Genomic DNA, 22517 nt, shown 5'->3' with positions numbered 1-22517 from the left:
AAATGAATAAATTAGAAATGGAAATTTTACAAATTATATCATCTGCAGGTGAAAGTAAAGCTAAGGCATTTGAAGCATTAAGGAAAGTAAAAGAAAGCGATTATGATGGAGCAAGGGCTTTGCTTAAAGAATCTAAAGAAATTGATATTGAGGCCCATAAAGCTCAAACAAATTTAATTCAAGCAGAACTCTCACAAGGAAATGAGGACAAACAACCTATAACTTTACTAATGGTTCATGCACAGGATCACTATATGTCTTCACAACTTGCAAGAGATCTAATAGAAGAAATAATTAATATATTTGAGTCTAAGGAGGATTAAAAATGAGAATAGTATTATGTTGTGCAGGAGGTTTTTCAACCACAATGCTAATGGACAGTATGAAAAAAATAGTAAGAGAAAGCAAAAAATTAAATAATGATGATTTTGAATTTGCAGCTATTCCAGTTGATTTGTTAGAACAAGAGGTTCACAATTGTAGCGTTCTTGTAGTAGGTCCACAAATCGCACACAAACTAGATTATATCAAGAGCATTATTGAACCTAAGAATATTCCTTATACCGTAATTGATCAAGATACATATGGGAAAATGGATGGAGCTACTTCCTTAAAAATGGCCTTGATTGCTTATAAAAAAGCTCAACTAAATAAAAAATAATATTACTAATTTAAAAATTCATTTATACAAGGAGGAAATACTATGTTAAAAAAATTTGAGGCATTTATGAATAAATATTTAACTCCCCTTGCCAGTAAAATGGATAAGCAACCACATTTAAGTGCAATCAAAAAATCAATGGTTGCAATGACCCCCATTCTCATTATTGGAAGCTTATGTTTAATACCAGAAGCTATTGCAAATATGCTGGGAAAAAGTAATAGTATATCACAATTTATTTTAGCTAATATGGATAGTTTTTATTTACCTTTTTATTTAACAATTGGTATGATGGGTTTATATGTTTGTCTATGTATAACATATTTCTTAGGGGAATACCATAAGTTATACGTACCAGGCTGCATGGTTTTAGGTGCAGTAGGATTCCTTTTATTGACATTCGATTTCACAAAAGATGGTGGAATGAATATTAAATATTTAGGAACAAAAGGGCTATTTGTAGCAATGATTTCAGGTATTATTGCAGTTGAATTATATAGATGGTGCAAAAAGAAGAACTTTACAATACGTATGCCTGAAAGTGTACCAGATTTTGTTTCAAGATCTTTTGAGTTAATTCCTACAACAGTTATTATTGTTGGATTATTTGCAGCAATTCGTTTTACTAGTTTAGAAATTTTTAATGTATTACCACCAGAAATATTAACTAAATTTTTACAGCCGCTAGTTGGTTCATTGGATAATCCATTTGTATTTGTATTTATTACTTTCCTTAGTTGCTTATTATTCTTTTTCGGAATACATCCTTCAGTATTATCACCAATTACAGCACCTATTGCAGCTCAATTCTTAGCAGAAAATATAGAAGCTATGGCTAGTGGCCAAGTATTGCCACATTTCTATACAGGTGGTATGGTAAGTGCATTTGCTAATTTCACTGGAACAGGTATTACATTTGGTTTAGTATTCTGGTTTTTCTTATCAAAGAATAAAGCTTATAAACGTGTAGGACAAGTTTCAATAGTACCAGCTTTATTTGGAATTAATGAACCTATATTATTTGGAGCACCAATAGTTTTAAATCCTACTTTCTTTTTACCATATGTTATTGGTGGAACTATCCTAGGAACTTTCCCAGCATTTTTAATGTGGGCTGGAATTTTAAGAAAACCATTCTTTAATCCACCATATGTAGGAGTATTTTTAGAAGGATTTTTAGTAAATGGTCATTGGCTAACTATTGTAGTTAATGCTTTACAAATGATAGGATCAATTATAATTTGGTACCCATTCTTCAAACTATATGAAAAACAAAACAATTTACAAAATAAAGAAGGAGAATCTAAAATTTCTGAAGAAGATGCTGCTCTATTAGGCGATTTAGATTTTTAAAAAATAAGGGTAGGCTTAAAAGGCTTACCCTTTTAAATAAAGGAGATATTATGGCCATTCATGTTAATAAAATTAAAAAGTTAATTAAATCATTAGATATTGATGCGATTTTAATAAAGTCAAAAACAACTAAAAAGTATTTAAATACTTTAACAGGAGGTGGAGTTCATATTCTTATAACCAAAGATCAATCATATATGATTTTAGATGGAAGATATGTTAAAGAAGCAAATGATATAGAAAAAGATTTTGAAATAATTGAAAATACTCCGGCTCAATCTAAAAGAGAACATTTTGATATTATAAATGATATTTTAAAAAAATATCATTATTCTAGATTAGGAATAGAAGCCAGTGCCTATTCAATTACAGATTATGAAAAACTTAAACAGTACAATTTTCAGGTTTCATTAATTGGAAATGAAATTAATAAATTAAGAATAATAAAAGATGAATTTGAAATTAATATATTAAAAGAAGCATGTAAAATAACAGATAGCATATTTAATGAAGTTATAAAACATATCAAAGCTGGAATAACTGAAAGAGAAATTAATGCATGGCTCCATTATTACTCTTTGAAGGCAGGAGCAACTAAATTGTCTTTTGATCCTATAATTTCTTCTGGCCCTAGAACAGCTTTACCACACGGTCGTCCTACTGATAGAAAAATAAAAGCACATGAACCCATAATGATTGATTTTGGAATTGAATATAAAAATTATCAATCAGACATGACTAGAATGGTTTTCATAGGAAGGCCTAATGAAGAAATTTTAAACATCTATAACATTGTAAAGGATGCACAGCAAACTGGAATATCTGTAATTAAATCAAATATACAAGCAAAAGAAGTTGATGCAACAGTAAGGCATGTGATTTGTAATGCGGGATATGGACATTATTTTAATCACGGCCTTGGACATGGAATCGGTATTGGTGATGGAGTTGAGTATCCGTTTTTAAATCAAACTTCATCTACAATTTTACAAAACAATATGATAATGTCATGTGAACCTGGAATATATGTTCCTAATATAGGTGGAGTTAGAATAGAAGATGATGTTTTAGTATCAAATGGAATAGGTGTTCCTTTAAACAAAACAACTAAAGAAATGATAATTTTGGAGGAATAATTATGAAGCATAATTTTGACCAAGTTAATAATAGATTAAATACATATTGTACCCAATGGGATTATATTCAAGATCGCTTTAACAAAGAAGACTTAATCCCTTTTTCTATATCTGATACAGATTTTAAGGTGCCTTTACCTGTTTACGAAAGATTAAAAAACGTTTTAGAACATCAAATATACGGATACTCTAGATGGAACCATCATGATTTTAAAGGCTCTATTTCAAAGCATTTTATGAAAAAATTTAATTGTAATATTGATGAAGAATGGATACTTTATAGCCCTTCAGTTATGTATTCAGTATCACTTTTATTGAAATTGTTATGCAGTGATCATGATAAAGTAGCTACTTTTAATCCTATGTACGATGCATTTTTTAATGTAATAAGAGAAAATAATCGTGAATTAGTAAAGATTTTATTACATGAAAAGAGTGGAAAGTTTACTATTAATTTTGAAGAATTTGAGGAAAAGGTAAAACAGTGTAAGGTATTATTATTATGTTCACCACACAATCCTACTGGAAGAGTATGGAATGAAAGTGAATTGCAATCAATTATAGAAATTTGCCAAAAATATAGTGTAAAAATAATAAGCGATGAAATTCACAGCGACATAGTTTTTCCAGGACATAAACATACTCCTATTCTTTCTTATTATTTAAAGTACAATGAAATCTATTTAGTATCATCTGGAAGCAAAACTTTTAATTATCCAGGTTTAATAGGATCTTATGCAATTATTCCTAATGATACTATAAATAAATTATTTATACATACAACTAGAACTAAAGATTTCTTAAATTCTGTTAGTATTTTAGGCATGCATGCTACAATGGTTTCTTATAATGAATGTAATTACTATGTAGAGGAACTTGTTGAATATATAGATAAAAATATGGACTATATAGAGAAATTTATTAATGATAATTTTCACCATATAAATTTTAAAAAACCCGATGGCACATATTTAGCATGGATTGATTGTAGGAAAATGCCTTTTTCTTCTGAAGAGATTCAAGATGCGCTAGTAAATATAGGTGGTATCGGAATTATGAAAGGTGAAGTGTATGGTAGTGAAAAATATTTACGTTTAAATTGTGGTTGTCCTTTATCAAAGTTAAAAACTGGAATGAATAGATTTAAAAAAAGTATTGATTATTTATACAAAAAATCTTCCTTATATCAATAGCTTGGAGCATAGATATATTATTCTATGCATGAAAAGATAATTTAGGCACATTCAAAGAAATAACAAGTCAGTATTCTAGTATATTTGACTTGTTATTTTAGAAGTATATATTTAACTCTACTAATTTGTGCAATAAATTTGTCTTAAAACAAAGTTATTAACAGAGATTTTTATAAACTACCAACAAAACAAACAAAAAAGTTTTGAGGTACTTATATAAGTCTCTGTTTTTTTATAACTAAAAATACAAGCAAAACACAAACAAGAACTATGGTTAACCAAATTATATAGAGTTAACTTAGTTAACCATAGTTAATAATTTTAAATTTATTAGTTCAAACACAAATATCATTTATTTGGTTTACATAATATATAATCCGTAAACCATAAATCAGTTACCCATTGAGTTCTTGGGAAATATTCACGAAAACAAGGCAATGTAACGTTTGCTTGTTTTGTATTTATTTTATATATATTAATAACCAAGTACTTTGTTCTTAATAAGCTTATATTTATATAAATTCATTAAGTAGCGCATCGATTTGTATAAAATATTCGAAAAAACTTTTCTTAGCAAGTATATTTATAAGTGTGCAATAAAACTTTATTTGATTTTTAAGATAAATAAAGCCCCTATTCTCTTATTTTTACTCAACTTCGCTAAATGTATATTTAGCGAAGTTGAATTATTGATTGAAAGACATGGTTGTAGTATAATAAAATCAACGGTTATAGCGATTATTCAGCTTGCTAATATATGCCCCAGGAGGTTTTTATGGAATTAGATTTCGAAAAAATAAAAAGCAAAAACAATAACTTACCTCAATGTTTAATGGATTTTTTAAATTATCTAGAAATAATAAAGGCTAAATCTCCAAATACCATAAATGGATACAAAGTAGATTTAATAATGTTTTTTAGATTTCTAAAGATATATAAAGATTATGGTGATGTATCAAGTTCTATGAAATTTAACGAAATTCCTATAAATGATATACAAAATTCATTTTTAAAACAAATAAATTTATCTGATCTTTACGCTTTTTTATCGTTTGCCGAAAAACACAGAAAGAACAGTGCTTATGCAAGAGCGCGAAAAGTAGCCACGTTAAAATCTTTCTTTAAGTATTTGCACGGGAAAGCTAAGATTTTAGATGAAAATATAGCTTTAGAACTAGAATCCCCTAAAATAGATAAGCGAAACCCTGTTTATTTAACCCTGGATGAAAGTAAAAAATTATTAAAAGCCATAGACGGGCCAAACAAGGAAAGGGACTACTGCATAATCATTTTATTCTTAAACTGTGGCCTTAGAATATCTGAGCTTTGTAGTATAGATATATCTCGAATTAAAGGTGATATTTTGACGGTTATAGGTAAGGGAAACAAAGAAAGGACTGTTTATTTAAACAAAGCTTGTTTAGAAGCCATAGAAGCTCATTTAAGAGTGAGAGGCAAAACCATAGGTAAGGTACCTATAGAACATAAAGATGCTCTATTTCTTAATAAAAACCACACAAGAATAAGCAAACGTGCCATAGAAATGATGGTTAAAAAATATGTAGGCAAAGCTAATTTAGATACAGAAAAATATACTCCTCACAAACTAAGGCATACTGCAGCAACTTTAATGTACAAGCATGGTGGTGTAGATATAAGGAGTCTGCAAGAAATATTAGGTCATGAAAATATATCTACTACCCAGATTTATACCCATGTAGATGATGAAAAATTACGCGAAGCAGTTAAATCTAATCCTCTTTCTAAAGAATAATAGCTCCAACTACTTTTTTTAGCATATTGACATCCAAGTGAAATTAACTATTCAACCAATAAATTAACCAGTTAACTTTAGTTAACTGGTTAATTTATTGGTTGAATTTTGATTTTAATAAACTATTTTATTATTTAAATATATTGTGTCCTATTATAGTACATATATAATAGTTATTATACATATACATAAAAAAATAGCTAGAAGAATTTATCTCTTCCTAGCTATTTTTATAAGGCCTGGAAATACTTCATCAGCCATTTTATTAAATTCATTTTCATTGTCTAAAATTTCTTTAATTTCTTCATGATCTTCAATATATTCAAAATCAATTTCTTCTGAAGAATCACCATCAGAAATTTCACTTTGTAAATCTATCAAATCTACATATTTATTATCCCTACAAAATTCTTCATCCAAGTTTTCGTATTCAGTGATTTCTTCTGGCATATCTAAAACTTCATCAATTTTTATCTCTCTAAGGTCAAAGCCTTCTTTTTCCATACACTTACCGCAATTATTGCACTTCTTTTTAGAATCTAATTCGCATATGTAACATTCACCACAATCATTGCAATCTTTACTTTTGTCGAATATACATTTTTTAGTCATGCACCCACCTCTTTATTTCATATTTAACCAGTTTATTATAACAAACAACATTAATTTAATCAATAACATTTGATTTAGGAAGATAATTGGATATATTTAGAGATAAACAATTATCTAGTTAAGGCAATGGTTATTTTTTCAATTAATTGGTATTTATTTTCCAAGAACGCTAGTTTGATGTTTTTGCACCGATATGCTATAATTTCATCAAGCTAAACTTATTGCACCAATTATTACAACGATAACATTATAATTGATAATTATTCAATAAGTAATCCATGATGAGGAGATGATTAAAGTGGGTAGAGTGTCTACTAAACAAAGTGAAATATATCAATATATAAAGGATATAACTATGGAAAGAGGCTATCCCCCTTCAGTAAGAGAAATATGTAAAGCAGTAGGTTTAAGTTCTACATCTACTGTCCATAGTCATTTATCGAAACTAGAAAAAAAGGGCCTTATAATAAGAGATCACACTAAACCAAGAGCTATAGAAATAGTAGAAAACACAATGAAAAGAAAAGAATTAGTTAACATTCCTATAGTAGGAAGTGTAACTGCCGGACAGCCAATTTTAGCCGTAGAAAATATTGAAGATTACTTTTCTCTACCAATTAATTTTGTTAAAAGTAATAATGAGCTCTTCATATTGACAATTCAAGGCGAGAGTATGATTGAAGCTGGTATACAAGATGGAGACTTAGCAGTTATTGAGAAAATTAATACTGCAGAAAATGGTGATATTGTAGTTGCCTTAATAGATAAGGAAGCTACAATAAAAAGATTTTTCAAAGAGACAGATCATATAAGACTACAGCCAGAAAATAAAACAATGGATCCTATTATAGTAGATTCTTGTGAAATTATAGGTAAACTAGTAGCTATATACAGAAAATACCAATAAACACTAATGGGCTGCGGCATAATGCATACTAAATAATGTGTATAATAAATAAAGACACTTTCTTAATAAGCTAGTACCTAGCCCGTATACTAAACACTAAAAGTATATAGGCTATAGGTACTAATTTAAATAAGAGTGTCTTTTTATTTGTTCTATGAAGTTGCTAAAACCTTTGACAAAGCTATTAATATAGCAATTTTAACATGCTCAAATGTAAGTCCACCTTGTAAATATGCAATATAGGGTTCCCTTATTGGGGCATCAGCAGATAACTCTATAGAAGCTCCTTGAACAAAAGCTCCTGCAGCCATTATAACCTGATCGTCATATCCAGGCATATCCCAAGGTTCACATTCAACAAAGGAGTCTATTGGAGAACCTTTTTGAATCCCCTTGCAGAAATTAATAAGTTTATCCTTATCATTAAATTTTATAGCTTGTATTATATCACTTCTTTTATCATCAAATTTAGGTAAAACTTCAAAGCCAGCTAACTCCATAATTCTAGCACATAATATAGCTCCCTTTAATGCTTCTATAGATATATGAGGTGCTAAGAACAATCCTTGATAAAATAATCTCACTACACCAAAAGTAGAGCCACATTCTCCTCCTATACCTGGAGTAGTTAATCTAAAGGCAGCTTGCTGTACATATTCTCTTTTGCCTGCAACATATCCTCCAGTAGGAGCTATTCCACCACCAATATTTTTAATTAAAGAACCTGCCACTAAATCAGCACCAACATCTGTAGGTTCTTTTATATCTATAAATTCCCCATAACAATTGTCTACGAAGCATATAGCATCTTTCTTAACACTTTTAACACAATTGATTATCTCTTCAATATCATCTATAGAAAGAGCTTTTCTCCATCCATAACCTGTAGATCTTTGAATATGTACTAATTTTATGCTTTTATCTTCTTTTAATATTTTTTCTACTTCATTTAAATTAACTCTTCCATCTTCCATTAAGTCTATTTGTCTATACTTAACTCCGTAATTTCTAAGAGATCCAATGTTTTCTTCTTTGTTAATCCCTATTATACCATGAAGAGTATCATAAGGTGTACCACAAATAGAAAGCATAGTATCATCAGGTCTTAAATTACCAAAAAGAGCTGTAGCAATAGCATGGGTTCCATTTACAAAGTGAGGTCTTACTAAAGCAGCTTCTGTATTGAATATTCTAGCGTACACCTTATCTAAGCTATCTCTTCCCATATCCCCATATCCATACCCAGTACTGTTGGTAAAATGACTTTCGCTTATTCTCTCTTCCTGAAGTGCATTTAATACTTTAATTTGATTAAATTCTCTTATTGAATCTAATTCCTTAAATATATCCTCCACATCTTTAAGGGACTTTTCATATAATTCTATTACGTTATCACTTATATTATAATGTTTTTTTAAAACATCTTTAGTTAAATCTATCATACTTATTAATCCTCCTTAAAAACAAATACTTAATTATATTAGCACATTAAAAAAGAATAGGCAATTATTCGCCCATTCTTTTTATACCACGACTATATGTTATAATATACACATCTTATTAATTCCTGGGGTTATTTAGTAATTACTTTTATACTTTATCTTTATACTTCGCTATCATTGTCTCCAGAAAATAATATAGGTCTTAAAGGAGTTATAGTAGACATAGCATGTTTATATATCATCATTTGTTTTCCTTCACAATTAAGAATAACTATAAAATTATCAAAACCTTTTACATTACCTCTTAATTGAAACCCGTTGGTTAGGTGTATAGTAACTGGGATTTTATTTTTTCTAGCATTGTTTAAGAATACATCTTGTAAGTTATTAATAGTTTTGCTCATAGATTCTCACCCTCCATATGTTTTAATTTATATCATTCTATAAAAATATTAAAATTCCTCTATTTTTAACTTATTTTTTAGTATGCTCTACTATAAAATTAATAATCTCTTCTTCATCATTAAAGTCCTCTTTATTAATCCAAACTGCTCTTGGGTCTTTTCTAAACCAAGTTAGTTGTCTTTTAGCATAGTTTCTACTTCCCTTTTTAATTAAATATATAGCTTCATCTAAACTTATATTTCCCTCTAAATAATATAATATTTCCTTATATCCTATACCTTTCATTGACTGCATATTTGAATTATAACCCATATTGCGTAATTTTATAACCTCTTCTATTAATCCTTTTTCTAACATTATATCTACTCTTCTATTAATTCTATCATATAACTTTTCCCTATTCATATTTAAAACATAATATTTCAAATTATAAGGTATATTATATAAATTTTTTTCCTGTTCTTTGGTAAATTCCCCTATAGTTTTACCTGTACTTTTAAATACCTCAAGAGCTCTTACTACCCTCTTTAAATCATTAGGAAATAATCTTTCATAAGAATCCATATCCACCTCTTTTAGCATAGAATGTATGTATTTCTTTCCCTTTTCCTCTGCTAAACAGTGAAGGTATTCTCTATACTCCTCATCCTTATCTGTATTAGTAAAATTATAATTGTATATTATTGAATTTATATAAAGACCCGTACCACCTACAATCATAGGTATTTTGTTTTTATTATATATTTCCTTTATGCACTTCTCTCCCCTATTTTTAAACTCCGCTACACTAAATTCTTTATTTGGCTCCACTTCATCTATCATATAATGTGGTATGCCCTGCATTTCCTCAGGAGTTATTTTAGCAGAACCAATATCCATATATTTATATATTTGCATTGAGTCAGCGGATATAATTTCTCCGTATATTTTTTCAGCTACTTTTATAGATATATTTGTTTTTCCCACTGCTGTAGGGCCTGCTATTATAACTAATTTATTCATACTTGTCTCCTTATTTATTGTATTCTTTTAAAACGTCTTTCAAGCTCTGTTAAAGTTACTTTTATAATAGTTGGTCGTCCATGAGGACAGTTGAAAGGTTCTCTTGTAGTTTTTAAATCCTCTATAAGTTTTTGCATTTCCATAATGGAAAGTTTATCATTGGCTTTTACAGCTGCCTTACATGCCATTGAAGCTATCTTATTATATTTAACTTGTGTTATTTTTCCAGAACCCATATTTTTTAAATTATTGAGTATATCAAAGAATAGATTCTTTATATTCGACTCATTCAATATAATTGGCACTTCCCTTATGTATATTGAATTAATACCAAATTCCTCTATAACAAAACCTAATTCCTTAAAAGTATCTTCATTTTCTTTATAATATGCGAAATCATCATGAGTCAATTGTATTATTAAAGGAGATAGTAATCCCTGTACTACTACATCTCTTTTAGATATTTCATCCAAATATCTTTCAAATAATATCTTTTCATGAGCAGCATGTTGATCTATTATATACAACTCTTTATTATATTCTCCTATTATATATGAGTTATTAAATTGTCCTATTATATTTATGTCCGGGAAAAAAGAAGTTTCTTTGCTGTATTGATTTTCTCCGTTATAATTAATTTCTTTAATAACATCATAGTTTTTTTTCTCATCACCCTTATTTTCTTCGCTGCCATCATTACCCGCATTTTCATATTTAGTATTGAGTTCTTTGCTTTTTACATAACTTCTTTCTTTTGTATCTTTTATATTATTATTACTATCTCTATACCAATAACTTGTTCCTATGTGTGTTTTACGCTCTTCACCATAGTTATCTATACCTTTCGAGCCAATACTATCTGAATTAGATTCCATAACATTTTCATGATTTACATTTTGATTTACATCGTTATTTATACTAACATCTGAACCTATGTGTTCAGCACTATTAGAAGATTTTAAATCAATAGGTATAGTTACTTGGGTAATCTCTTCTCTAGTTTCTTCCTTTTCTTCATCTTCATTTATAAAAAATGTTTCTCTTAAATTTTCACTTATAGCTTTGTGAACTGAATTAAAAACTAACTTAAATATATGTCTATCATCACTGAATTTTATCTCTGATTTTGTAGGATGCACATTTACATCTATAAATTCAGGGTATACATCTAAAAATAACACAAAAAAAGGAAACTTATTAACTGTAAGAAATGATTTAAAAGCATTTTCTACTGCTGCAGTAATTAAACTACTTTTTATATATCGTTTGTTTACAAATATACTTTGTTTATTTCTACTTTTTCTGCTTATAGATTCATTTCCTACATAGCCATATACAGATGCAATGTCACTATGTCCTTCAAAATACCATATATTATCCACAACTTCTTTTCCAAATATAGCTCTTATAGCATCTTTCATATTGTCATTACCATAAGTAGTTATAACCTTTCTCCCGTTACTTTCTAATTTAAAAGCTATATCTGTATTCACAAGAGCTAATCTAGATACAATATCCGATATAAGAGCTGATTCTCTAGCACTAGATTTTAGAAACTTTTGTCTAGCTGGTACGTTATAAAATAGATTATTTACATCTATTGAAGTCCCAGTATTAAAACCTATATCTTTAATATAAGTTTTTACTCCACCATCTATACATATTTCTTTTCCATAATCAAAATCTGCCTTTTTAGATTTCATTATAGTTTGGGATACGGAGGCAATACTAGCTAGTGCCTCTCCCCTAAATCCCAAAGTACTTATTTTAAAAATGTCATCTGCATCTTTAATTTTGCTGGTAGCATGAGGTAAAAATGCTCGCTCAACATCTTCAGGATGAATTCCTATTCCGTCATCAACTATTTTTATACTTTTTTGTCCACCCTCTTCTATATATACAGATATATTTTTAGACTTTGCATCTATGCTATTTTCAATCAATTCTTTCACCACAGAGAAAGGTCTCTCTATAACTTCTCCTGCTGCTATTTTATTACAGGTTTGTTCATCTAATAAATTAATTCTCTTCAAATGATCACCTCTGCATAAATATATAATCTTACTTATTAATAAATTTACTCTTATATACCAATCACCAAATATAAAACTTTATCTAAATGGATTTTGCCCTCTCTATTATTTCATACAATTTATTAAAGCCTTCCATAGGATTTAATTTAAGCACATCTATACTTTTAATATAGTTTAGCAAATTTTCCTTCTCTATATCTGAAAAATTCAATTGTGTTAACATGCTACTATTTTCTTTTATTATATCATTGATTTCATTTATATCACTGATTTTACTATTTTTATTATTTTCATTAGTTTTATTTATACCCTTACTTTCCTTGATTTCCCTTTGCAAATCCAAAGCAACTTCATCTACTTTTGAATAACTCTTTGATTTGCCATCTGTATCTTTTATAGAATTTGTAATTGTTTCTGCATTACAATGTACATAATCTCCCACTTCTTTTACCACATACTTATTATTTTCTCCCTCTAAATCCTTTAATATCTCATCTGCTCTCTTTAAGACATCTTCAGGTAAACCTGCTAATTTAGCTACTTGAATACCATAGGACTGATCTGCTCCCCCCTCTACAATTTTACGAAGAAAAACTATGTCTTTTCCATCCTCTTTTACAGAAACAGAATAATTTTTAAGCCCATCTATTTTCCCTTCTAATTTTGTAAGCTCATGATAATGAGTAGCAAATAATGTTTTGCTTTTTAAATGAGGGGTAGAACAAATGTATTCTATCACTGCCCAAGCTATGCTGAGCCCATCGTAAGTGCTAGTTCCACGTCCTACTTCATCTAGTAAAATTAAACTCTTATTTGTAGCATTTTTAAGTATGTTAGCTACTTCCCACATCTCTACCATAAAGGTACTTTTTCCAGAGGCTAAGTCATCAGAAGCACCTATTCTTGTAAATATTTTATCACATATACTTATATCAGCAGATTTAGCCGGAACAAAACTTCCCATTTGAGCTAATATTGTTATTAAAGCTATTTGTCTCATATAAGTTGATTTTCCTGCCATATTAGGACCAGTAATTAATAAAAATCTATTACTGCCTTGATCTAGCAAAACATCATTTTCTATAAAACTTCCTGTGTTTATAACTTTTTCAACTACTGGATGCCTTCCACCTGCTATATTTATATTTCCCTTTTCATTTATGTTAGGTTTACAGTAATTATTTTCCAGTGCTACTGTAGCTAAAGAACATAGACAGTCTACTGCAGATATTATTTTTGCTGAATTTTTCAGCCTTCCTATTTCCTTTTCTATTTTTTCTCTTATTTCTACAAATATACTGTATTCTAAGTCTATTAATTTTCCTTCTGCTCCTAAAAGTTTTTCTTCCACTTCCTTTAATTCCTCAGTTATATATCTCTCTGCATTGGCAAGAGTTTGTTTTCTTATATATCTGTCCTTAGGAACTAATTCTAAGTTTGTCTTTCTAATCTCAATAAAATATCCAAAAACTTTATTAAACCCTACTTTTAAAGACTTTATACCTGTAACTTCTTTTTCACTATTTTCAAGCCTTGCAATCCACTCTTTACCATGAGTTTTAGCACCTCTAAGCTCATCTACTGATGGATTAAAGCCATCCTTTATTATATCCCCTTCTTTTAAAGAAAGAGATGGGTTTTCATTTATAGATTCGTTAATTAGATTATATATATCCTCCAATTCGTCTAAATTACGATACATTTTTTTAAATAAACTACTTTTAAATTTAGATAGAATCTCCTTTACCTTTGGTATATTGCTTATAGAATTTTTTAAAGCTATCATTTCCTTAGCATTTATACTTTGGGAGGATATCTTTCCTGCCAATCTCTCTATATCATATATTTCTTTTAGAGCAATTTTTAGATCCTCTGTTAAAGATATACTTTCAACTAATTCTTTAACACTATCTAATCTTTCATCTATTTCACATTTTCTAACTAAGGGCTGATCTATCCATCTTCTTAATTCTCTAGTGCCCATGGCAGTACTAGTTTTATCTAAAACCCAAAGAAGAGAGCCCTTTTTAGTTTTATCCCTAAGGGTTTCTGTAAGTTCTAGATTTCTTCTAGAATTGGCATCTATAGTTAAATAGTCAACTATATTGTATATGTTTATCACATCTATATTAGACAATGTTATCTTTTGAGTATCCTTTATATAATTCAATAATCCATTACAAGAATACAATATACAATCGTCTATGTCTTTAGTATCTAACGTTTTAAAATGATTATTTATGTTTTTTAAACTATTAGTACAAAAATACTCATTATCATACTTTGAAAAAGAAATATTGAATTTCTCCATTATAGCTTTTACTAATTTTTCATCTAAATTTTGCTGTATAAGAATCTCTCTTGGATGAAACTTAGATATTTCATCTAATATAGTACTTATATTATTGGGACATAAAGTACAGTTAAATTCTCCTGTGGAAATATCAGAAAAACTCATACCACATACTCCTGTAGCTTCGTTACTAAACAAACTCATTATGTAGTTGTTCTCACCTTCATTTAAAAAAGATGAGTCTGTAAAAGTTCCTGGAGTTACTATTTTAATTATATCCCTTTTAACTATTCCCTTTGCCAAAGCAGGATCCTCTAACTGCTCACATATAGCAATTTTATAACCTTTTTGCACTAACCTGCTTATATAGTTACTTGCTGCATGATAGGGTATTCCACACATAGGAGCTCTCTCTTCAAGTCCACAATCTCTTCCTGTCAACACCAGTTCTAATTCTCTAGATGCAGTCTCTGCATCCTTAAAGAACATTTCGTAAAAGTCTCCTAATCTAAAAAACAATATACAATCCTCACAACGCTCTTTTACCTCTAAATATTGCTTCATCATAGGTGTTAAGCTCATATTTTTACCTCCTTGTATAATAATGATGTAGTCATTAAGACTACTCATCTCAATTTAATTGTTTCTATAATAGATAACAGAAGAAGGATTTCTTCCTTCATCAGATGTTATCTTAGTTAATTATCATGCTTGACGGTTCCTATATAGACTCCAGACTTTTCATAAAGTATAATCTTCAAGGATAGGACAAATAATGTTTTCCTCCTTGGGAAGTCAGTATCTGCTGACTCATACCCGTGATTTAGTCAATTAGTCCATTCAATGAGGTTTTATGATTCGGCTGGTTGGGAGCCTCAGGCCATACCTGTATAACTCGCAAGGTTGTGTACTCATTAGATGGAAATGGATTCCTATCGGAAAGGAGCTTTTGCTCATGTCAAACATTTTATTTAAAAATTTATTTATCTCGGTCGGTATTGATGTTGGTGCAGATTTCAGTTGGATGTCTATCGCACTTCCTAACCAGACCTTTGTTGGAAAGCCTTTTAAAATACTACATTCAAACATTGATTCCCTTGAACTCGCTGTTTCTAAAATAAAAGAAGCAGAAGAGTTGTATTCTTTGGAAAGTCGCATTTTCCTAGAATCCACGGGAATTTATCATTACCCACTCTTCTGCTATCTTCGTGATACTGGATTTAATGTTAACCTAATTAATCCTATCATCACTAAGAATAGCACAAACATTAACATTAGAAAAGTGCATAATGACAGATTTGATTCAAAAAAAGCTGCCTTAATAGGCTTAAAGCCAGATTTAAAAGTATCTCTTATGCCATCAGATCTTGCTCTTGATTTAAGAAATCTTTCAAGAGAGTATTATGATTTGATGGACAACCGTTCTGCTTATGTGAACAAACTTCAAAGTGAACTTCGGATGGTATTTCCAGAATACCTTAAAATTTTTTCAAAAATAACTACTAATACATCATTAACCTTATTAGAAACATACACATCTCCAGATGCATTTTTAAATGCTTCCAAAGAAGAGATTATTGATTCTATAAGATCTACAGCTCGTTTTGGGCTTACATATGCTAATAATAAGTATAATGCCATTATAAAGGCTGCCAATGATGCAAAGACCTTCGGTTATTCTGTAAGTAGTAATTTTAAGCGTATTAGATTATACATAAGCTTTATTCGAAAGTATGATGAAGAGATTTCTTCTATACTCTCTGAAATGCATAAGCTTGTTGATGAAAATGAAAATACTGATTTTGTAAAGCAAATTCACTTGATTGAAACATTTAAAGGTGCAGGTTTTCTTTCTGCTGTAAGCCTCATGGGAGAAATCGGAGATTTCTCTGCGTTCAACTCACCAAAACAGCTTTTTGCTTATTTTGGTTTAGATCCAGCAGTAAAGCAATCTGGCAACTTTAATGGCACAAAAATCAGTATGTCAAAGCGAGGCTCTCGAATTGCCAGAAGAGTAATTCACACTATGGCATTAATCAGCATAAGCAAAAACAAAGATGGCTCCGCCAAAAATCAAGTACTTCGAGAATACTATCTTTTAAAGTGCCAAAGTAAGCCTAAAATGATTGCTCTTGGGGCAGTTATGCATAAAGTTTGTAACATATTATTTGCCATTCTTCGTGATGGGAAAGAATTTGAAATAATTACACCAGAAGAACACCAAAAGAATTATCTCAAAGCGAAATGCGGCTTCGCTGCGTAGTATAATTCCATAAATATAATTTCCGTTTTTTGTTAGTCTAACAAAAGTTTATTAAGGTTACCCTTTTTTAAGATAATAAAAATATTAATTATTTTTTTAATTCTTATTGACATTTCTTAGCTGGACTAAAATGGATTAAAACTTCATTTAATAATTAATGCAATCTTTGAAAAAAAGCTCTTTAAAGAGCTTTTATATAACCTTTTCCCCTAGTAATGAGAATCCTTGAGATCTTGTTATTTTAACATTTACAAGTTTACCTATATCCTGATTATCCCCTTCAAAATTAACAAGCCTTCCATCTCTTGTTCTTCCCATAAGCTTTTCTTCATTATTCTTGCTAAAGCCTTCTACTAAAACCTCTACTATTTTTCCTTCAAAGGCTTTATTTTTACTAATTACCGTATTGTTAACCACTTCTACTAGTCTATCAAACCTTTCATGCTTTGTCTTTTCATCTATTTGATCTTCATATTCAGCAGCTGGCGTACCTTTCCTTATAGAATATAAGAATGTAAAAGCTGAATCATACCCAACTTCTTTAACCAAATCTATAGTTTCCTGAAAATCCTCTTCCGTTTCTCCAGGAAAACCTACTATTATATCCGTAGTTAAAGCTGCATTTGGAATCTTTTCTTTAATTTTGTTAACTAAAGCTAAATACTGTTCCTTTGTATAATGTCTATTCATCTTTTTAAGTATTTTACTAGAGCCTGACTGTACTGGTAAGTGTATATGCTCACAAAGAGCTCTTCCATTGGCAATAGCATCTATAACTTCTTCGGATAGATCCTTTGGATGAGATGTCATAAATTTAATTCTTTCCACACCTTCAATTTTATCAATTCTTTTTAATAGCTCTGCAAAATTAATTGATGGCTCTAATCCTTTTCCATAGGAATTAACATTTTGTCCAAGTAAGGTTATTTCCTTATATCCCTTAGCTACTAATTCCTTAACTTCATTTTCTATATCCTCAGGCTTTCTACTTCTTTCCCTACCTCTTACATGTGGCACTATACAATAAGTACAAAAGTTATTACATCCATACATAATAGTTACAAAGGCCTTTACAGAACTTCTTCTGTCTATAGGAAGACCTTCAACTATTTCTCCTTCTTGCTTCCATATGTCAATAATTTGTTTTTCTCCATTTTTAAGTCTATTTAAATACTCAGGGAATTTATAAGAATTATGAGTTCCTATTAATAAGCTAACAAAAGGAAATTTTTTAGCTATTTCCTCTGCCATACTTTCTTGCTGAATCATGCATCCTGAAACAACTATAATAAGATTTGGATTTTTTCTTTTTAAAGCTTTTATAGCTCCTAAATTTCCAAATACCTTCTGTTCAGCATTTTCTCTAACACAACATGTATTAAATATAATTATATCTGCATCTTCTCTATTTAATGTTCTTTTATAATCCATATTTTTTAACATTCCAGATATTTTTTCAGAATCTTCTTCATTCATTTGACAACCCCAAGTCTCGATGAAATAGGTTTGTTTTAATTTATCTTTCATTTTGCTTCTCCTTTTGAATAAATTTTAGTTTACTTATCTATTATATATAATTTATAATAGTTTTAAAAGTTTTTTATCCATATTACTATATTACTATTATATATTACCTTAAAACTCTAATTACATAGTTGCAAATTTCATAATGTATATTATTTTGAATAGATTATAAATTCAATAAATTTATTAAATTTGAAATTATTTATTCATTTCAACATTTACATGAAGGAATATAAAAAATTTTATAGAATATAGTTAATATGAATATATAAACATAAAGTATGGGGGTGTTTTTTCATGGAAATAAAATTTTCTGATAGAGCAAATGGACTAAAGGCTTCTGAAATAAGGGAGCTTTTAAAATTAACTCAACGTCCTGAGGTTATATCTTTTGCAGGTGGACTTCCTGCACCAGAATTATTTCCAATTGAACAATTAAAAGAAGTAACAGCTAAAGTTTTAGATGAACAAGGTGCTCAATCTCTTCAATATAGCACTACAGAAGGATATCTTCCTTTAAGAGAAATAATAGTAAATGAAAGAATGGCTAAAAATGGCGTTAAAACAACAGTAGACAACATTCTTGTAGTTAGTGGTTCACAACAAGCATTAGAATTTTCAGCAAAACTTTTTGTAAATAAAGGCGATGTAATTATTTGTGAAAGCCCTAGTTATTTAGGTGCCTTAAATGCATTTAAAGCATACGAACCTAAATTCGTAGAAATTTCTATGGATGACGATGGAATGGAAGTAGACAAGTTAGAAGAAGCTTTAAAAAATAACGACAATGTAAAAATGATATACACAATTCCTGACTTCCAAAATCCCAGTGGAAAAACTATGTCTATAGAAAGAAGAAAAAGAATCGCTGAATTAGCTGCTGAGTACAAAGTTCCTGTTATTGAAGACAGTCCTTATGGAGAATTGATTTTTGAAGGTAAACCATATCCTTGTATAAAGAGCTTTGATAAAGCTGGATATGTAGTAACCTTAGGAACTTTTTCAAAAACTTTCTGTCCTGGACTTAGATTAGGATGGATTTGTGCAGAGGAAGAAATACTTAAAAAATATGTAATGATAAAACAAGGAGCAGATTTACAATCCAATACATTTACTCAAATGATAGCAGCTAGATTTATGCAAGAACATAATTTAGACGAACATATAAACAAAATAATAGAAGTTTATAGAAGACGTAGGGATCTAATGCTAGAAAGCATGGAAAAATACTTCCCTAAAGAAGTTACTTTCACATATCCAAAAGGTGGCTTATTTACTTGGGTTAACCTAAAGGAAGGCATAGATGCAGCTGAAGTTAATAAAGAAGCTTTAAAGCAAAATGTTGCTTTTGTTCCTGGTGGTTCTTTCTATCCAAACGGAGGAAACAAAAACCATTTTAGATTAAACTACTCTAATATGAGTGAAGAAAAAATAGTTGAGGGTATTAAGAGACTTGGGGATGTACTAAAGAAATTCTATTAAATTAATTTAGCTTAAATCATGCATAATTTAAATCACTTCTAGGCAATATAAATTTATGAGGTGATTTAATTATGTATGATGCTAAAAAAGAAGATACAAAAAAGAATCATAAATTGACCTATGATTGTATTGCTACTACTAGTTATTTTGGGCAGCAGCAAAGTTATAATATGTTAAATACTAAAACTTCTTATATACCATTAGATAATATATTTTATTAAATTATAATAATCTAGGGAAACTATAAAGTGGGGGGAACAAAATGAAATTATCAAATCGTGTTCAAAAAATGCAATTTTCACCTATTCGTAAATTAGCTCCATATGCAGATGCAGCAAAGAAAAATGGAATGAAGGTGTATCACTTAAATATAGGACAACCTGATATAGAAACACCTGATACCTTTTTTCAAGGCATGAATAATTTTAAAGAGTCAGTTTTAAAGTATACTAACTCTCAAGGCATGGAAGAGTTAATTAATAGCTTTATTAAATATTACAAACAATGGGACATTGAATTCGAAAAAGATGAAATAATGATAACTAATGGTGGAAGCGAAGCTATAATGTTTGCACTTATGTCCATATGTGATGTAGGAGATGAAGTAGTTATTCCTGAACCTTTCTATACAAACTACAATGGTTTTTCTGATGTAGCTGGTGTAAACGTTGTGTCATTTACTACCAAAGCAGAAGATGGTTTTCATTTACCAAGCAAGGAAGAAATTCTAAGCAAAATAACTGATAAAACTAGAGCCATTTTAGTATCTAACCCTGGAAATCCAACAGGTGTTGTATACACTGAGGAGGAAATAAGAACACTTGCTGATATAGTTAAGGAAAAAGATTTATACCTTATAGCAGATGAAGTTTATAGAGAATTTGTTTATGATAATTTAAAATACACTTCTGCCCTTTATATGAAAGATGTATTAGATAGAATAATATTAATAGACAGTATTTCTAAACGTTACAGTGCCTGTGGAGCAAGAATAGGTTTAGTAGCATCAAAAAATAAAGATTTGATGAAGCAAATTCTAAAATTTGGACAAACTAGACTTTGCGTTCCTACTATAGAACAATTAGCAGCCACTAACTTAATTAATACACCTAAAGATTATTTTGAAAAAGTAAAAGAAGAATATGAAGGAAGAAGAAATATATTATTTGAAAAATTAAGCAGCATACCAGGAGTAGTATGTAAAAAGCCTACTGGAGCCTTCTATGTAGTTGCTAAGTTGCCTCTTAAAAATGCTGAAAACTTTGCCAAATGGCTTTTAACAGATTTTTCTTATGAAAAGAAGACTGTTATGGTTGCCCCAGCGCAAGGTTTCTATGCAAACGAAGGATTAGGAGTAGATGAAATTAGAATATCCTACTGCTTAAATAAGGATTCATTAAAAGATGCTATGAATCTATTGAAAATTGCCATTGAAGAATACAAAAAAATAGAACAATAGCATATAAAATAAAAACTCCAGACTTTATAATAATCTGGAGTTTTTATTTTATAAGTTGCCATTTATAAACCTCATCCTCTATATAAAACCCCATGGAAATATAAAGATTTAAAGCTATTTTATTTTCTTCACTAACTTTTATATTCACTGTTCTATAATTTACTTTATAAATACTGTTTAAAATAAAACTTAAAAAATATTTACTATACCCAAGTCCCCTATATTTAGATATTATACCGAAGTTTACAATACACGGTATATCCTCCTCTTCAAATATAACTTGACCATATCCTATATATTCATCCTTTAGCTTTAATAAAAAACATCCATCATTATAATAATATTTTTGCTTTTTCTCAAAAATTACATCATCTAAAGTTAATGGAATTCTATTATTGCTTTCGAAAATTGAATTTTGAATTTTGCACCTTAAATTGTCCCCTTCTTCTCCATAAACATTACAAATTTCCACTGCACTAGGTTTATCCATACATATGATAGAATTTAAATTTTTCTTCATTTTCAGCGTACCATTATATTTTTCAAATCCTAAGAAAGACAAAATATTAAAGTTATAGCTATTTTTACTACAAAGATAATTTACAGAGAAATTATCTTTAAAAGTATAATTCATAAGTTTGCAATAAGCCTCTAAATTATATTTATACTCCTCCACTACATTAAAGGCTCGTATTTTATAATTATATCTATTTAATTTATATGTCCATATATATCCTATATAATTTAAAGACTCTTGATGCTGCAATAAGGTTACTTTTTTCATCATAATAAATTTATCCATAGAAGTAAATTTATCGTATAGATAAAAAAAATCTTCATTTAAGTCATTGAAAGTATTTCTCTCATTATTCAATTTCTTAAAAATATTTATATTTGTATTTCTTAATTTTTTACATGTAAACATAACTACCTCTTTAAAATAAAATTTATGCTAATATATACTAATAATTACTTTTC

At 29.2% G+C, this 22517-nt stretch carries 19 protein-coding genes; 11 read left to right on the top strand and 8 right to left on the bottom strand.

All coding sequences use genetic code 11. The features are described 5' to 3' along the window. The first annotated feature begins 2 nt into the window (after positions 1-2). The 6 genes from CC89_RS06455 to CC89_RS06430 all read left to right on the top strand — a co-directional run bounded on the left by CC89_RS06455 (position 3) and on the right by CC89_RS06430 (position 6117). Positions 3-323: a PTS lactose/cellobiose transporter subunit IIA gene (locus tag CC89_RS06455; RefSeq protein WP_035290408.1), complete on the top strand. Its 321-nt coding sequence runs from the start codon at positions 3-5 to the stop codon at positions 321-323. Positions 324-325: 2 nt separating this feature from the next. After that, complete coding sequence (locus tag CC89_RS06450; protein WP_035290405.1) at positions 326-661, top strand: PTS sugar transporter subunit IIB; 336 nt, start codon at positions 326-328, stop codon at positions 659-661. Between the two features lie 42 nt (positions 662-703). Continuing rightward, the gene (locus CC89_RS06445; RefSeq protein ID WP_035290402.1) at positions 704-2014 is read left to right on the top strand and encodes a PTS sugar transporter subunit IIC; all 1311 of its coding nucleotides are present in this window, start codon (positions 704-706) and stop codon (positions 2012-2014) included. 50 nt (positions 2015-2064) lie between these two features. Beyond that, on the top strand, positions 2065-3150 hold the full coding sequence (locus CC89_RS06440) for a M24 family metallopeptidase (RefSeq protein ID WP_035290400.1): 1086 nt from the start codon (positions 2065-2067) through the stop codon (positions 3148-3150). Between the two features lie 2 nt (positions 3151-3152). Continuing rightward, entirely contained in the window at positions 3153-4343 is a 1191-nt protein-coding gene (locus CC89_RS06435) for a MalY/PatB family protein (protein ID WP_035290397.1), read from the top strand. A gap of 775 nt (positions 4344-5118) precedes the next feature. Continuing rightward, positions 5119-6117 (top strand): tyrosine recombinase XerC, encoded by a 999-nt coding sequence (locus CC89_RS06430; RefSeq protein ID WP_035290395.1) that lies wholly within the window; start codon positions 5119-5121, stop codon positions 6115-6117. A 210-nt stretch (positions 6118-6327) separates the two neighbouring features. Here the strand turns inward: CC89_RS06430 and CC89_RS06425 are convergent, their stop codons facing one another. Beyond that, positions 6328-6729, bottom strand: coding sequence for a hypothetical protein (locus CC89_RS06425; RefSeq protein ID WP_035290392.1), 402 nt, complete (start codon positions 6727-6729; stop codon positions 6328-6330). A 289-nt stretch (positions 6730-7018) separates the two neighbouring features. Here CC89_RS06425 and lexA point away from each other — a divergent pair, with 289 nt between their 5' ends. Further along, positions 7019-7636: a transcriptional repressor LexA gene (lexA, locus tag CC89_RS06420; RefSeq protein ID WP_035290390.1), complete on the top strand. Its 618-nt coding sequence runs from the start codon at positions 7019-7021 to the stop codon at positions 7634-7636. Positions 7637-7788: 152 nt separating this feature from the next. Here lexA and CC89_RS06415 read toward each other — a convergent pair whose 3' ends face one another. The 5 genes from CC89_RS06415 to mutS form a co-directional block, all read right to left on the bottom strand. Beyond that, positions 7789-9078: a methionine gamma-lyase family protein gene (locus CC89_RS06415; RefSeq protein WP_035290388.1), complete on the bottom strand. Its 1290-nt coding sequence runs from the start codon at positions 9076-9078 to the stop codon at positions 7789-7791. A 161-nt stretch (positions 9079-9239) separates the two neighbouring features. Beyond that, the gene (gene hfq / locus CC89_RS06410; protein WP_035290387.1) at positions 9240-9482 is read right to left on the bottom strand and encodes an RNA chaperone Hfq; all 243 of its coding nucleotides are present in this window, start codon (positions 9480-9482) and stop codon (positions 9240-9242) included. Positions 9483-9552: 70 nt separating this feature from the next. After that, the gene (gene miaA / locus CC89_RS06405; RefSeq protein WP_035290385.1) at positions 9553-10485 is read right to left on the bottom strand and encodes a tRNA (adenosine(37)-N6)-dimethylallyltransferase MiaA; all 933 of its coding nucleotides are present in this window, start codon (positions 10483-10485) and stop codon (positions 9553-9555) included. Between the two features lie 14 nt (positions 10486-10499). Next, positions 10500-12518, bottom strand: a complete 2019-nt coding sequence (gene mutL / locus CC89_RS06400) for a DNA mismatch repair endonuclease MutL (RefSeq protein WP_035290382.1) — start codon at positions 12516-12518, stop codon at positions 10500-10502. An 82-nt stretch (positions 12519-12600) separates the two neighbouring features. Then, positions 12601-15393 (bottom strand): DNA mismatch repair protein MutS, encoded by a 2793-nt coding sequence (gene mutS, locus CC89_RS06395; protein ID WP_035290379.1) that lies wholly within the window; start codon positions 15391-15393, stop codon positions 12601-12603. A gap of 373 nt (positions 15394-15766) precedes the next feature. Between mutS and CC89_RS06390 the strand changes: the two genes are divergently transcribed. Further along, a complete protein-coding gene (locus CC89_RS06390) occupies positions 15767-17074 on the top strand; it encodes an IS110 family RNA-guided transposase (RefSeq protein WP_035287686.1) in 1308 nt (435 codons plus the stop codon). Positions 17075-17266: 192 nt separating this feature from the next. On the opposite strand, the gene miaB is transcribed toward CC89_RS06390, so the two are convergent. Continuing rightward, a complete protein-coding gene (gene miaB / locus CC89_RS06385; protein WP_035290376.1) occupies positions 17267-18601 on the bottom strand; it encodes a tRNA (N6-isopentenyl adenosine(37)-C2)-methylthiotransferase MiaB in 1335 nt (444 codons plus the stop codon). Positions 18602-18895: 294 nt separating this feature from the next. Here miaB and CC89_RS06380 point away from each other — a divergent pair, with 294 nt between their 5' ends. The 3 genes from CC89_RS06380 to CC89_RS06375 all read left to right on the top strand — a co-directional run bounded on the left by CC89_RS06380 (position 18896) and on the right by CC89_RS06375 (position 21539). After that, positions 18896-20080: an aminotransferase-like domain-containing protein gene (locus tag CC89_RS06380; protein ID WP_035290372.1), complete on the top strand. Its 1185-nt coding sequence runs from the start codon at positions 18896-18898 to the stop codon at positions 20078-20080. 71 nt (positions 20081-20151) lie between these two features. Continuing rightward, positions 20152-20301: a hypothetical protein gene (locus CC89_RS20435; RefSeq protein ID WP_185750690.1), complete on the top strand. Its 150-nt coding sequence runs from the start codon at positions 20152-20154 to the stop codon at positions 20299-20301. A gap of 41 nt (positions 20302-20342) precedes the next feature. Continuing rightward, positions 20343-21539: a pyridoxal phosphate-dependent aminotransferase gene (locus tag CC89_RS06375; protein WP_035290369.1), complete on the top strand. Its 1197-nt coding sequence runs from the start codon at positions 20343-20345 to the stop codon at positions 21537-21539. Between the two features lie 43 nt (positions 21540-21582). Here CC89_RS06375 and CC89_RS06370 read toward each other — a convergent pair whose 3' ends face one another. Beyond that, positions 21583-22464, bottom strand: a complete 882-nt coding sequence (locus tag CC89_RS06370) for a GNAT family N-acetyltransferase (protein WP_035290366.1) — start codon at positions 22462-22464, stop codon at positions 21583-21585. Between the last annotated feature and the right edge of the window lie 53 nt (positions 22465-22517).

Origin of the sequence: Clostridium sp. KNHs214 (assembly GCF_000744935.1) — a bacterium.
GTDB lineage: Bacteria > Bacillota > Clostridia > Clostridiales > Clostridiaceae > Haloimpatiens.
This window is presented reverse-complemented; position numbering and strand designations above follow the sequence as displayed.